Annotated in this window: 14 protein-coding genes; 12 read left to right on the top strand and 2 right to left on the bottom strand. The window is 65.5% G+C overall.

Features of this window, described 5'->3' with window-relative positions; all coding sequences use genetic code 11:
• Positions 1-13 precede the first annotated feature (13 nt).
• The 4 genes from leuC to leuB are packed head-to-tail and all read left to right on the top strand — an operon-like array spanning position 14 to position 3,340.
• Positions 14-1,423, top strand: coding sequence for a 3-isopropylmalate dehydratase large subunit (gene leuC / locus AC1RWI_RS36250; protein ID WP_043348009.1), 1,410 nt, complete (start codon positions 14-16; stop codon positions 1,421-1,423).
• 16 nt (positions 1,424-1,439) lie between these two features.
• Positions 1,440-1,571 (top strand): entericidin A/B family lipoprotein, encoded by a 132-nt coding sequence (locus tag AC1RWI_RS36245; RefSeq protein ID WP_043348007.1) that lies wholly within the window; start codon positions 1,440-1,442, stop codon positions 1,569-1,571.
• Between the two features lie 10 nt (positions 1,572-1,581).
• A complete protein-coding gene (leuD, locus tag AC1RWI_RS36240; RefSeq protein WP_043348005.1) occupies positions 1,582-2,232 on the top strand; it encodes a 3-isopropylmalate dehydratase small subunit in 651 nt (216 codons plus the stop codon).
• Positions 2,233-2,272: 40 nt separating this feature from the next.
• Positions 2,273-3,340, top strand: a complete 1,068-nt coding sequence (gene leuB / locus AC1RWI_RS36235) for a 3-isopropylmalate dehydrogenase (RefSeq protein ID WP_043348003.1) — start codon at positions 2,273-2,275, stop codon at positions 3,338-3,340.
• 6 nt (positions 3,341-3,346) lie between these two features.
• Here leuB and AC1RWI_RS36230 read toward each other — a convergent pair whose 3' ends face one another.
• Positions 3,347-3,670, bottom strand: coding sequence for a hypothetical protein (locus tag AC1RWI_RS36230; RefSeq protein ID WP_144409824.1), 324 nt, complete (start codon positions 3,668-3,670; stop codon positions 3,347-3,349).
• Between AC1RWI_RS36230 and asd the strand changes: the two genes are divergently transcribed.
• The 8 genes from asd to accD all read left to right on the top strand — a co-directional run bounded on the left by asd (position 3,669) and on the right by accD (position 13,795).
• Positions 3,669-4,805: an aspartate-semialdehyde dehydrogenase gene (gene asd / locus AC1RWI_RS36225; protein WP_043348001.1), complete on the top strand. Its 1,137-nt coding sequence runs from the start codon at positions 3,669-3,671 to the stop codon at positions 4,803-4,805. The two genes, AC1RWI_RS36230 and asd, sit on opposite strands and share 2 nt — an antisense overlap.
• A gap of 326 nt (positions 4,806-5,131) precedes the next feature.
• Entirely contained in the window at positions 5,132-8,014 is a 2,883-nt protein-coding gene (locus AC1RWI_RS36220; protein WP_492870715.1) for a motility hub landmark protein FimV, read from the top strand.
• 187 nt (positions 8,015-8,201) lie between these two features.
• Positions 8,202-9,026 (top strand): tRNA pseudouridine(38-40) synthase TruA, encoded by an 825-nt coding sequence (truA, locus tag AC1RWI_RS36215; protein WP_043347996.1) that lies wholly within the window; start codon positions 8,202-8,204, stop codon positions 9,024-9,026.
• A complete protein-coding gene (locus AC1RWI_RS36210) occupies positions 9,010-9,711 on the top strand; it encodes a phosphoribosylanthranilate isomerase (protein WP_043347993.1) in 702 nt (233 codons plus the stop codon). The genes truA and AC1RWI_RS36210 overlap by 17 nt, the downstream gene beginning before the upstream one ends.
• A 127-nt stretch (positions 9,712-9,838) precedes the next feature.
• Positions 9,839-11,032, top strand: a complete 1,194-nt coding sequence (trpB, locus tag AC1RWI_RS36205; RefSeq protein ID WP_043347992.1) for a tryptophan synthase subunit beta — start codon at positions 9,839-9,841, stop codon at positions 11,030-11,032.
• Positions 11,032-11,940 carry a DNA-methyltransferase gene (locus tag AC1RWI_RS36200; RefSeq protein WP_492368660.1) on the top strand — a complete coding sequence of 303 codons (909 nt, stop codon included), beginning with the start codon at positions 11,032-11,034 and terminating at the stop codon, positions 11,938-11,940. The genes trpB and AC1RWI_RS36200 overlap by 1 nt, the downstream gene beginning before the upstream one ends.
• Positions 11,941-11,942: 2 nt before the next feature.
• Entirely contained in the window at positions 11,943-12,740 is a 798-nt protein-coding gene (gene trpA / locus AC1RWI_RS36195) for a tryptophan synthase subunit alpha (protein WP_043347986.1), read from the top strand.
• A gap of 182 nt (positions 12,741-12,922) precedes the next feature.
• Entirely contained in the window at positions 12,923-13,795 is an 873-nt protein-coding gene (gene accD, locus AC1RWI_RS36190; RefSeq protein ID WP_043347984.1) for an acetyl-CoA carboxylase, carboxyltransferase subunit beta, read from the top strand.
• 21 nt (positions 13,796-13,816) lie between these two features.
• Here the strand turns inward: accD and AC1RWI_RS36185 are convergent.
• Positions 13,817-14,041 (bottom strand): hypothetical protein (locus AC1RWI_RS36185; RefSeq protein WP_492870714.1); only part of this gene is annotated, 225 nt, incomplete at its 5' end.

The following is a 14,041-nucleotide window of genomic DNA, read 5'->3' as shown; positions in this document are numbered from 1 at the left end:
CCCCCCCTGCATCATGGCCAAGACGCTTTACGACAAACTTTGGGATGACCACACCGTGCACGTCGAGGATGACGGCACCACGATGCTGTACATCGATCGCCATCTGCTGCACGAAGTCACCAGCCCGCAGGCGTTCGAAGGCCTGAAGCTGGCGCAGCGCCCGGTCTGGCGCATCAGCGCCAACCTGGCGGTGTCGGACCACAACGTGCCGACCACGGATCGTAGCCAGGGCATCGCCGATCCGGTGTCGAAGCTGCAGGTGGATACACTGGACAACAACTGCGACGCGTACGGTATCACCCAGTTCAAGATGAACGACCTGCGCCAGGGCATCGTGCACGTGATCGGGCCGGAGCAGGGCGCCACGCTGCCGGGCATGACGGTGGTCTGCGGCGATTCGCATACCAGCACGCACGGCGCGTTTGGCGCGCTGGCGCACGGCATCGGCACCTCCGAGGTGGAGCACGTGCTGGCTACGCAGACGTTGCTGGGCAAGAAGGCCAAGAACATGCTGGTGCGCGTGGAAGGCAAGCTGCCGCGCGGATGCACCGCCAAGGACATCGTGCTGGCCGTGATCGGCAAGATCGGCACCGCGGGCGGCACTGGCTACACCATCGAGTTCGCTGGCTCGGCCATTCGCGACCTGAGCATGGAAGGGCGCATGACGGTGTGCAACATGGCCATCGAAGCGGGCGCGCGCGCTGGCCTGGTGGCGGTGGACGATGTCACGCTCGAGTACGTCAAGGGCCGCCCGTTCTCGCCGCAGGGCGTGGAGTGGGAGCAGGCCGTGGGCTACTGGCGCACGCTGCATTCGGACGCCGGTGCGCATTTCGACCAGGTGGTCGAGCTGCGCGCGGAAGACGTCCGTCCGCAGGTGACCTGGGGCACCTCGCCCGAGATGGTGGTCAGCATCGAGGACCGCGTGCCGGATCCCGAGAAGGAAAAAGACCCGAACAAGCGCAACGCCATGGAGCGCGCGCTCGAGTACATGGGCCTGCAGCCCAATGTGCCAGTGGACAGCATCAAGATCGACAAGGTCTTTATCGGTTCCTGCACCAACTCCCGCATCGAAGACATGCGCGCTGCTGCGTGGGTCGTGCAGAAGCTGGGGCGGCGCGTGGCTTCCAACGTGAAGCTGGCGATGGTGGTGCCGGGATCGGGCCTGGTCAAGGAACAAGCCGAGCGTGAAGGGCTGGACAAGGTCTTCAAGGCTGCAGGTTTTGAGTGGCGCGAGCCGGGCTGCTCGATGTGCCTGGCCATGAACGCCGACCGCCTGGAGGCGGGCGAGCGCTGCGCGTCGACTTCGAACCGCAACTTCGAAGGGCGCCAGGGCGCCGGTGGCCGGACTCACCTGGTGAGCCCGGCGATGGCCGCCGCGGCTGCCATCGAAGGCCACTTCGTCGATATCCGCCAGCTCAGCTGATTCGCGCAGGCTCGTCATGAAACAAGCCCTGATTGTGTTGCTCGCATGCCTGGGCATGCTGCAACTGGCCGGCTGCCATACGATGGCCGGCCTTGGCAAGGACACACAGGCCGCAGGCCGCTCGCTCGAAAGCGCGGCAAGGAAGTAAGGAACCGACCATGGATAAGTTCACTGTACACAGCGGGCTCACGGTGCCGCTGGACCGCGAGAACGTCGACACCGACGCCATCATCCCGAAGCAATTCCTCAAGTCGATCAAGCGCACCGGCTTCGGGCCGAACCTGTTCGACGAATGGCGCTACAAGGATGTGGGCCAGCCCGGGCAAGACAACAGCCGCCGCCCGCTGAACCCGGACTTCGTGCTCAATCAACCGCGCTACCAGGGCGGCTCGATCCTGCTGGCCCGCCGCAACTTCGGCTGCGGCAGCTCGCGCGAGCACGCACCCTGGGCGCTGACGCAATATGGCTTCCGCGCCGTGATCGCGCCGAGCTTTGCCGACATCTTCTTCAACAACTGCTACAAGAACGGCCTGCTGCCGGTGGTGTTGACCGAGTTGCAGGTCGACCACATCTTCAACGAGACCAATGCGTTCAACGGCTACAAGCTGACCATCGATCTCGACAAGCAACTGGTGGTCACGCCGGGCGGCAACAGCTACCCGTTCGACATCGCGCCGTTCCGCAAGTACTGCATGCTCAACGGCTTTGACGATATCGGCCTGTCCCTGCGCCATGCCGACAAGATCAAGGCATATGAGGCAGAGCGCGTGGCCAGGATGCCGTGGTTGAACAACCGCGTGGTCGGCTGAGACCGGTTGGTACGCTGAGACAAAACAAGGAAGACAAAGCATGAAAATCGCAGTCCTGCCGGGTGACGGCATCGGTCCCGAGATCATCGCGGAGGCCGTCAAGGTCTTGAACGCGCTCGACGAAAAATTCGAGATGGAAACCGCCCCGGTGGGCGGCGCCGGCTACGAGGCCAGCGGCCATCCGCTGCCCGACGCCACCCTCAAGCTGGCCCAGGAAGCCGACGCCATCCTGTTCGGCGCCGTGGGCGACTGGAAGTACGACAAGCTGGATCGCCCGCTGCGTCCCGAGCAGGCCATCCTCGGCCTGCGCAAGCACCTGCAGCTGTTCGCCAACTTCCGTCCGGCGATCTGCTATCCGGAACTGACCGGTGCGTCCAGCCTGAAGCCCGAACTGGTGGCCGGCCTGGACATCCTGATCGTGCGCGAGCTCAACGGCGACATCTACTTTGGCCAGCCGCGCGGCATGCGCGAAGCCCCGGACGGTCCGTTCAAGGGCGCCCGCGAAGGCTTCGACACCATGCGCTACAGCGAGCCGGAAATCCGCCGCATCGCCCACGTGGCCTTCCAGGCCGCGGCCAAGCGCGGCAAGAAGCTGTGCAGCGTGGACAAGGCCAACGTGCTCGAGACTTTCCAGTTCTGGAAGGACGTCGTGATCGACGTGCACAAGGAATACCCGGAAGTCGAGCTGTCGCACATGTACGTGGACAACGCGGCCATGCAGCTGATCAAGGCGCCCAAGAGCTTCGACGTGATCGTCACCGGCAACATGTTCGGCGACATCCTGTCGGACGAGGCCGCCATGCTGACCGGCTCGATCGGCATGCTGCCGTCGGCTTCGCTGGACGCCAACAACAAGGGCCTGTACGAACCGTCGCACGGCTCCGCTCCAGATATCGCCGGCAAGGGCGTGGCCAATCCGCTGGCCACCATCCTGTCGGCGGCGATGATGCTGCGTTTCTCGCTGAACCGCGCCGAGCAGGCCGACCGCATCGAGAACGCCGTCAAGAAGGTGCTGGCCCAGGGCTACCGCACCGGCGACATCCTGACGCCGGGCTGCAAGCAAGTCGGCACGCGTGAAATGGGCGCGGCCGTGCTCGCGGCACTGTAAGCCGCATCAAAGTTGAAAAGGCGCCGCATGCGGCGCCTTTTCTTTCATTTGTCCCCGATTTCCCCCGTGTGGCAGCGCCACAAAATCGTGTAGACTTTGCGAATGGTCCGAATCTTCCAGTCCCCCTCGACTGCCATCGCCGCCCCGGTTGCTACCCGCAGCCCGGTTGGCCTGGGTTCGCACGGCCACCCGCTTACCGCAACGACGATTAAAACCATTACTACCAAAACGATCGGCTAGATCGTTCGTCGTGCCTGCTCGTCTTCCCCGCGCAGTCACGTCGGGCGAGGAAAGCGCGGGGAAGTTCAAATCACATCCGAGGTTAGTCATGATTGTAGGTCTCGTCGGCTGGCGAGGAATGGTCGGCAGCGTCCTGATGCAACGCATGCAGGAAGAGCGCGATTTCGACCATATCGAGCCCGTATTCTTCAGCACGTCCAACGCTGGCGGCCAGGCTCCGGCCATGGCCAAGAATGAAACCAAGCTCAAGGACGCGAACGACATCGAAGCGCTGAAGAAGTGCGACGTTGTCCTCACCGCACAGGGCGGTGACTACACCAACGAGATTTTCCCGCAGCTGCGCGCAGCTGGCTGGAAGGGCTACTGGATCGACGCGGCGTCCTCGCTGCGGATGAAGGACGATGCCATCATCGTGCTGGATCCGGTCAACCTTGGTGTCATCAAGGACGCGCTGGCGAAGGGCGTCAAGAATTTCATCGGCGGCAACTGCACGGTCAGCTGCATGATGATGGGCCTGGGCGGCCTGTTCCAGCACGACCTGATCGACTGGATGACGTCCATGACCTACCAGGCTGCCTCGGGCGGTGGCGCGCAGCACATGCGCGAGCTGCTGACGCAGTTCGGCACGCTCAACGCGTCGGTCAAGTCGCTGCTGGATAACCCGGCATCGGCCATCCTGGAAATCGACCGCACCATCCTGGCAACCCAGCACGGCCTGTCCGCCGACGAAACCAAGCAGTTCGGCGTGCCGCTCGCTGGCAACCTGATTCCCTGGATCGACAAGGATCTGGGCAACGGCGTGTCGAAGGAAGAATGGAAGGCCGGCGCCGAGACCAACAAGATCCTGGGTCGCGGCGAAGGCTTCCTGGGCGCGACCGGCGCCGCGCCGATCGCCGTGGACGGCCTGTGCGTGCGCATTGGCGCCATGCGCTGCCATTCGCAGGCGCTGACCATCAAGCTGCGCCGCGACGTGCCGCTCGATGAGATCGAAGCCATGCTGGCCGAGAACAACCAGTGGGCCAAGGTGGTGCCGAATACCCGTGAGGCCAGCATGACCGACCTCACGCCGGCCGCCGTGACCGGCACGCTGACCATTCCGGTGGGGCGCCTGCGCAAGATGCAGATGGGTGGGGAATACCTCTCGGCCTTCACCGTTGGCGACCAGCTGTTGTGGGGCGCCGCCGAGCCCCTGCGTCGTATGCTGCGCATCCTGATCGAAGCCTGAGCCAGGGACTTGCTCCCAAGGAGCGCTTGAGTCATGTCTTAGTCCATGTCTTGAGGCTCCGCGCAAGGCCTCCGCGGTTCCGTTGCAGCCAGGCAACAGAAACCACGGGCTTTGATAACAACGCCGCGCCTGTGCGCGGCGTTGTCACGCCCAGCCGCCTATTTTTCCCGGCGTTGCGTCACAATACAGGCGGCATATGCCGGGCTGCGGGGCGGTCATCCGCACGCCCGTACGAGTTGGCGCGGGGCTCAGTCAGGACGCTAACTTGCTGCGCTAAACCATTGATGTTAAGTTAATTTCACTACTAGAACACAACGGAGCACAAGGTGAGTGTGAGCCAACATCGCCGGAAAGATGCGCCTACCGCCCGCCAGCGCTGGTCAACGCTGGCCTTCACGGCACTCGGTTTGCTGCTCGCGCAGCCAGCCGTTTATGCCGCGGGGTTCGGGCAATTACGGGTACAGTCGAATCTGGGTCAGCCGCTGCAAGCGGAAATTGATATTAGTGGCGTCAGTGCGGAAGAAGCGGACGGCCTGGCCGTCAAGCTGGCGTCGCCCGATGCGTATGCCAAGGCCGGCCTGACATATCTGCCCGCGGTCAGCAGCCTGCGGCTGCAGGTCGAGCGCCGCCCCAACGGGAGCTATGTGGCACGGGTCCGGTCAACCCAGCCGGTCAGCGAGCCTTTTGTCGACATCCTGGTCGACATGACATGGGCGAGCGGCAAGGTGTCGCGCGCGTACACCTTCCTGCTGGATCCGGCAGGGGCCAAGCCTTCCAACCAGACTTTCTCGCCTGCCACGGTAGTGCAGGCGGGCACGCCCGACGAATCCGGCGCCACCAGCCCGGCGGCGCCCGCGCCAAGCGCCGCACCCGTGCCCGCGCCGTCGGTGCAGGCCCCGGCTCCCGTGGCGGCCAGCCCGGCGCCACGGCCCCAGGCCAAGGCGCCAGCGCCACGTCCGCACCGCGCCGCTACGCAGGCTGTCGCGGACGGCGCTGCCGCGGCTGGCGGTACCTACACCGTGCAGCGCGGCGACAACCTCTCCGCCATCGCCGGCGAGGCGTCGCAGGGACAGGATTCGGTATCCCTGGACCAGATGCTGGTCGCGCTTTATCGCAACAATCCGAACGCCTTCGTCGGCGGCAATATGAACCGCCTCAAGGCGGGTGCCGTGCTCAAGGTGCCTAGCCAGCAAGAAGCGCAATCGGTCACGCCCCGCGCGGCGCGCCGCGAAGTGGTGGCGCGCACGCAGGGCTTCGACGCTTACCGCAGCCGCCTGGCGACGGCGGCGGCGGGGCGCTCGGTCGAGGCCGGCAGTGGCCGCGAGCAGTCTGGTAACGTCACCGCGCGCGTGCAGGAACAGGCCGCACCGGCCGCCGGCCCACGCGACGAGCTCAAGCTCAGCAAGCCGGATCGTGGCAGCCAGGCTGCTGCCGCCGCGGCAACCGAAGCCAATATCGCCAAGGAACGGCAGCTCAAGGAAGCCGAGGCACGCCTCGCGCAGCTTGAGAAGAACGTGAACGACATGCAGCGGCTGGTCGAGCTGAAGAACGCCGAGATCGCCAAGCTGGCCCAGGTACAGAAGGGGGCGGGCAAGGACTCGGCCGCGGCCCCTGCAGCCCCGGCTGCTGCACCTGCCGTGGTTCCGGCTGAGGCCGCCAAGGCCGACGCAGCCGCACCGGCCCCGGCAACGGCCAGCGCCACGGCTGCGGCAGCGGCAGCGGCGGCGCCGCTCGCAGCATCCCCGGCGTCCGCGCCTGCGGCCCCCGCCGGCGCCAGTAGTGCCGGCGCGAATGCCGCGGACGCCACCGTTGCGGCTGCCGCCAAGCCTGCTGCCGCTTCCACGCCTGCCGCCAAGCGCCCGCCTGTCGTGACGCAGCCCGCGCCGGTGGCACAGCCGTCGTTTATCGAAGACCTGCTGGCCAATCCGATGCTGCTGCCAGGCGGCGGACTGTTGATTGCCCTGCTGGGCGGCTACGCGATCTATCGCCGGCGCCAGCAACAGAAGACCAGCGACGGCGCGGCCTTCGGGGACAGCATCCTGTCGCAGGAAAGCACCGTCATGGCCGGCGGCAATTCGCTGTTCGGCACCGCGGGCGGGCAGAGCGTGGACACCTCGCAGCACAGCGTGTTCGGCGCGGATTTCCGCATTGGCAACAATGCCGCGGAAGCCAACGAGGTCGATCCGATCGCCGAGGCCGACGTCTATATCGCCTACGGGCGCGATGTGCAGGCCGAGGAAATCCTGCGCGAAGCCCTGCAGCAAAACCCTGAGCGCCAGGCGATCCGTCTGAAGCTCATGGAGATTTACAACACTCGTCAGGATGTGGAAGGTTTTCGCGTGATTGCAGAAGAAATGTTCGCCCAGACCGGAGGACACGGGGCGGAGTGGACACAGGCAGCGGAGATGGGGCGTAGCCTCGATCCGAACAACGCCTTGTATTTGAGCGTGGCGCCCGATGTCGCGTCGGTTGACACCACCACGTTGCCGGCCGACCAGTGGCGCACCCACGATCCGTCACAAGACCTGGCGGCGGCACCGCGCGAAACCCCGCTGGCGGACCTGGCAGACTTTGCGCTGCCGCTGGATGGGTTCCCCGCGCCGGCAGCCGGTGCGCCGATCACCGCGCCCGAGTCCGCCTCGCGTGTGTTCGGCAATGGCGAGGCGGTGCCTTCGGCGCTAGCCGCGCGCCTGGACGATGGCCTTGGCCTGGATCTGCCGGAGACCCATGGCATCGGTGGTCATGACGGTCATGACGGTCATGGCGACATCCCGGCGCTGGATACGCCCACGCGTAGCCGTCCGCTCGACTTCGACATGTCCGGCATCTCGCTGGACCTCAGTCCGGCGGGCCATGCCGACGCGCGTGCCGACAGCCCGGCGCAAGCGCATGAAGAGACCCGTTCCTCGTTTGGCTCGTCCCTGCCGGCGCCGACCATGCTGCGCGATGGCAAGCTGTCCGAGCCAATCGATCTGTCCCGCGTGAGTGCGGAAAGCGGGCTCGACACGGCGCGCGGCATCTCGCCGAGCACGTTGTCGGCCGACTCTGCCGATGGTGGCCGCGACATGCAGATCAAGTTCGACCTGGCCCGCGCCTATATCGAGATCGGTGACAAGGAAGGCGCGCGGGAGTTGCTGCAGGAAGTGGTGGAGCAGTCGCAGGACCCGCTGCTGACTGAAGCCAAGACTTTGCTGCGGGACGTGGCCTGACAGGCAAGCTGTAGAATGGCGGGCTGTGCGCAAGCGATGCGCCCGGCGGCTCGCCACCAATGCGCCGGGAGCGTGGCTCCCGGCGCATTTGTTTTTTGCGAGCCGGCAGCCGGGCGTTTTTCATCGGCGCCGCGCCGTTTTCGCTAGCTTCCGTTGATCGTCTATTTCCGTCGTCAATTTCCGCCCCATGACCCGCATTGCCCTCGGCCTCCACTATGACGGCGCCGCCTTCTCAGGCTGGCAGTCGCAACCGCACCGCAATACGGTGCAGGACCGGCTCGAGGACGCCATCGGGCAGTTCGCCGGCAGCCGCGTGCTGACCACAGTGGCGGGCCGCACCGATACCGGCGTGCACGCGCTCGGCCAGGTGATCCACATCGACACCGAGCTGACGCGCGAACCGTTTTCCTGGGTACGCGGCGTCAACGCCTTCCTGCCGCCCAGCATTTCGCTGCAATGGGCCAAGCCGGTGGACGACAGCTTCCATGCGCGTTTCCTGGCCTTCGAGCGCATGTATTACTACGCGCTCTACGTGGGGCCGCACCGTGTGCCGCTGGTGCACGGCAGGGCAGGCTACCTGATGCTGCCGCCAGGCAAGGGCCTGGACGTCGACGCCATGCGCACGGCCGCGGGCTGCCTGCTGGGCGAGCACGATTTCTCGGCCTTTCGCGCCGCCGAGTGCCAGGCGAAGTCGCCGGTCAAGACCATGTACGACATCACCTTGAAGGCCGACGGCGACTGGCTGTTCGTGCGCTTTCGCGCCAGCGCCTTCCTGCACCACATGGTGCGCAACCTGATGGGTTGCCTGGTGGCGGTAGGGCGGGGACGCAACCCGCCGGAGTGGCTGGCCGAAGTGCTGGCAGGGCGCAATCGCGCCAAGGCCGCGCCCACTTTCATGCCCGACGGCCTTTACCTGGCCGGGGTGAAGTATCCTGAGCAGTACCAGATCCCAGTCGCCGACACGGCCGCCAGCCTGTTTCATGGAGTGTTTGCCAATGACCCTGTTGCCTGAAGCCGGCAGCGTGCCGCGCCGCACCCGCATCAAGATCTGCGGGCTGACGCGCGAGGAAGACGTCCGCGCCGCGGTCGATGCCGGCGCCGACGCGATCGGCCTGGTGTTCTATCCGGGCAGCCCGCGCTTTGTCGAGGTGGCACGCGCCGCAGCGCTGGCCGAAGCCGCTGGCCCCTTCGTGTCGGTGGTGGGCCTGTTCGTCAATGCCGAGGCCGACCATATTGCCCATGTGGTGGAGCGTGTGCCGCTTACGCTACTGCAATTCCACGGCGACGAGCGCCCCGAGGACTGCACCCTGGTGGCCCAGCGCTGCCGGCTGCCGTTTCTGCGCGCGGCACGCGTGCAGCCGGGCCTCGATTTGGTAGAATTCGCGGATCTGCATCGTGATGCCGCTGCCTTGCTGCTTGATGCCTTCGTCGAAGGCTACGGCGGTGGCGGGCACGTCTTCGACTGGACCCTGATACCCCCGACATGGCTTGCGCCCACCCACAACCCGACCGCAAGCGCCGCTCCTCGGATCGTTTTGAGTGGTGGGTTGAACGCGCAAAACGTCGCTGGCGCGATTGAGCGCGTGCGGCCCTACGCTGTCGATGTAAGCAGCGGCGTGGAGGCTGCCAAAGGCGTGAAAGACCACGCCAGGATTGCCGCCTTTGTGCGCGCGGTGCGCAGCGCGGATGCCGGGTGAGTCAAGTTGCCGTCCAGGCGCTCGGCCTCCCGCATATCCCCCGCAAACCGCACCTGCCCCGCGCACGACCCTAACGACATCGGGCCCCTGCCAGAACGGCAAGGGCCCTGTTCAGAAGAGCTGACTCATGTACGACCTGCCCGATTCCCGTGGCCATTTCGGCCCCTATGGTGGTTCCTTTGTATCCGAGACCCTGGTGCACGCGCTGGACGAACTGCGCGAAGCCTATGCGCATTTCCAGAAGGATCCCGAGTTTGACGCGGAGTACCGCCGCGAGCTGAAGCATTTCGTCGGCCGCCCCTCGCCGATCTATCACGCACAGCGCTGGAGCGAGATGCTCGGCGGCGCGCAGATCTATCTCAAGCGCGAAGACCTCAACCACACCGGCGCCCACAAGATCAATAACGTGATCGGCCAGGCACTGCTGGCCAAGCGCATGGGCAAGCCGCGCGTGATCGCCGAGACCGGCGCCGGCCAGCATGGCGTGGCCACCGCGACCATCGCCGCGCGTTTCGGCATGGAGTGCGTGGTCTACATGGGCTCGGAAGACGTCAAGCGCCAGGCCGCCAACGTCTACCGCATGAAGCTGCTGGGTGCCACCGTGGTGCCGGTGGAAAGCGGTTCCAAGACCCTCAAGGACGCGCTCAATGAAGCCATGCGCGACTGGGTCACCAACGTCGAGAACACCTTCTACATCATCGGCACCGTGGCCGGCCCGCATCCTTACCCGATGATGGTGCGCGACTTCCAGTGCGTGATCGGCGAAGAGGCCAAGGTGCAGATGCCGGAAATGACGGGCCGCCAGCCCGATGCCGTGATCGCCTGCGTAGGCGGCGGCTCCAATGCCATGGGTATCTTCTATCCGTACATCGAGCACAAGGATGTGCGCCTGATCGGCGTGGAAGCTGCCGGCGACGGCCTGGAAACCGGCCGCCACGCCGCCGCGCTGATCGGCGGTACGCCGGGCGTGCTGCATGGCAACCGCACCTACCTGCTGCAGGACGCCAACGGCCAGATCATCGAGACCCATTCGATCTCCGCCGGCCTGGACTATCCTGGCGTAGGCCCCGAGCACGCATGGCTCAAGGATATCGGCCGCGCCGAGTATGTCCCGATCACCGATGAGGAGGCGCTCAAGGCTTTCCACGACTGTTGCCGCATCGAAGGGATCATCCCGGCGCTGGAGTCCAGTCACGCCATCGCCTACGCCTGCAAGCTCGCGCCCACGCTGCCCAAGGACAAGCTGCTGCTGGTGAACCTGTCCGGCCGTGGCGACAAGGATATGCATACCGTGGCCGAGCGTTCGGGGCTGACCCTCTGATGCGCGACTTCCTCCCGCCGGGGGCCGCTGAAGGCGGCCCCCCGTCCGCGCCGATCGCCGCACCGCAACTGACGCTCTACCAGGAAGACGTGCTGGAGGGCATCAAGCGCATAGCCGACGGCTCCATCGACCTGATCGTGGCTGATCCGCCCTATGGCCTGGGCAAGGACTACGGCAATGACTCCGATCGCCTGTCCGGGGACGCCTACCTGGAATGGTCCGCGAGCTGGATCGATGCGGTGGTGCCCAAGCTGGCGCCGCGCGCCTCGCTCTATCTGTTCTGCACCTGGCAATACTCGCCGGAGTTGTTCGTGATGCTCAAGCAGCGCCTGACCATGATCAACGAGATCATCTGGGACCGGCGCGTGCCGAGCATGGGCGGCACCACGCGCAAGTATTCCTCGGTGCACGACAACATCGGCTTTTTTGCCCGGGCCCGCGACTACTACTTCGACCTCGACCCGGTGCGCGTGCCGTACGACGCCGAGACCAAGAAGGCGCGCAGCCGTCCGCGCTTCGAGGGCAAGAAGTGGCTGGAGGTTGGCTATAACCCGAAGGACCTGTGGAGCGTGCCGCGCATCCACCGGCAGGATCCGGAGCGTGCCAATCACCCGACCCAGAAACCCCTGCATATCGTGCAGCGCATGGTGCTGGCCAGCTGCCCGCCGGGCGGGCTGGTGCTCGATCCGTTCACCGGCAGCGGTACCACGGCCGTCGCCTGCGCGTTGCACGGGCGCCGCTTCGTCGGCTTCGAGATGAATCCCGATTATGTCGACGTGGCGCGCGCGCGCGTCGCGGCATGCATCACTACGCCGCAGGCAGCGCCCGCGACCCTGAACATCGCAGCCGCGAACGATGAGCCCTTGCTGGCTGCCTCGTCCACACCGCTGCCCACTCTCGCTCAATGACCATGTCCCGAATCAAAACGACTTTCGCGGCGCTGGCCGCGCAGAACAAGAAGGGCCTGATTCCGTTCATCACCGCTGGAGACCCCGAGCCCGGCCTGACCGTCGCGCTGATGCACGCGCTGGTGGCGGGCGGGGCCGACGTGATCGAGCTTGGCGTGCCGTTCTCCGACCCGATGGCCGATGGCCCGGTGATTCAGCGTGCCTCCGAGCGCGCGCTTGCGCAGGGCGTGACGCTGACCAAGGTGCTGGCCTGGGTGGCCGAGTTCCGCCAGACCAACGCGGCGACGCCCGTGGTGCTGATGGGCTACGCCAACCCGATCGAGCGAATGGGCGAGGAAACCTTCGCCAAGGCCGCGCGCGCCGCCGGTGTCGATGGCGTGCTGGTGGTCGACTACCCGCCCGAGGAGTGCGAGTCCTTCGCCGCGCAGATGCGTGCCAACGAGATGGACCCGATCTTCCTGCTGGCGCCGACTTCCACCGACGATCGCATCGAAGCCGTGGCCAAGCTGGCCAGCGGCTACCTGTACTACGTGTCGCTCAAAGGCGTAACCGGTTCGGCCACCATTGACCTCGACAGCGTGGCCGCCCGCATTCCGCTGATCAAGCGCCATGCCAACCTGCCGGTGGGCGTGGGCTTCGGCATCCGCGACGCGCAGACCGCGCGCACGATCGGCAGCGTGGCCGACGCCGTGGTGATCGGCAGCCGCCTGGTGCAATTGCTGGAAGATGCGCCGCGCGGCCAGGCGGTACAATCGCTGCAGTCGTTCATCGCGGAAATCCGCCAGGCGCTGGATGCCTGAATGTGATTGAGGCGCCGCCGCCCGTGTCGACGCACGGGTGGTGAATGCAGCAAAAAACACTGATTTTGACGGCCGTTGTGCCGCAACAGGCGCATCGCCCCGGCGCAACGGGGACTGCGGACCGCAGGCATGGTAAATTCGCGGCCTGACATGTTCCGCGCATGTGCCGAAAGGAGCCTTTCATGAGCTGGTTGGATAAACTCCTCCCTCCCAAGATTCAACAGACCGACCCCTCCACCCGCAAGGGCATTCCGGAAGGGCTGTGGGTCAAGTGCCCGTCGTGCGAGTCGGTGTTGTACCGGACCGACGTCGAGGCCAACCTCCACGTCTGCCCCAAGTGCGACCACCATATGCGCATCCGCGCCCGCGCCCGCCTCGACGGGCTGCTGGACGCCGAAGGCCGCTATGAAATCGGCCAGGAAATCCTGCCGGTCGACGCGCTCAAGTTCAAGGACACCAAGAAGTACCCGGACCGCATCAAGGCCGCCATGGACGACACCGGCGAGACCGATGCCATGGTCGTGATCGGCGGCGCCATCCACACCATTCCGGTCGTGGTGAGCTGCTTCGAGTTCGAATTCATGGGCGGCTCCATGGGCTCGGTGGTGGGCGAGCGCTTCGTGCGCGGCGCCCAGGCGGCGCTGGAGCAGAAGGTGCCGTTCATCTGCATTACCGCCACGGGCGGCGCACGCATGCAGGAAAGCCTGCTGTCGCTGCTGCAGATGGCCAAGACCACGTCCATGCTGAACCAGTTGTCGAACGCCAAGCTGCCGTTCATCAGCGTGTTGACCGATCCCACCATGGGTGGTGTTTCGGCCAGCTTTGCGTTCCTGGGCGATGTGGTGATTGCCGAGCCCAAGGCGCTGATCGGCTTTGCCGGTCCCCGCGTGATCGAGCAGACCGTGCGCGAGAAGCTGCCTGAGGGCTTCCAGCGGGCTGAGTTCCTGTTGCAAAAGGGCGCGATCGATATGATTGTCGATCGTCGCAAGCTGCGGGATGAGTTGGCGCAGTTGCTGGCTTTGCTGCAGAAGCAGCCGGCGGATGCGGTGGCATAAGGGTTGGGTTGGTTGATGTGATCAGGCGCGGGCGGTTGTTCGCGCTTTTTCGCTTTTTGGGGTGGTGAGTGGTGGGTGGTGGGTTAACTGCAACTGCAACTGCAACTGCAACTGCAACTGCAACTGCAACTGCAACTGCAACTGCAACTGCAACTGCAACTGCTTAACTGCAAGGTCAAAGGCAGTTTCACCTCCCCTGCGGGGAGGCGACCTACTTTCTTGTCTCGCCAAGAAAGTAGGCAAAGA

This window comes from Cupriavidus sp. MPR-AND1C, from assembly GCF_058809705.1.
The sequence above is the reverse complement of the archived record's forward strand: the minus strand, read 5'-3'. Positions and strand labels throughout refer to the sequence as shown.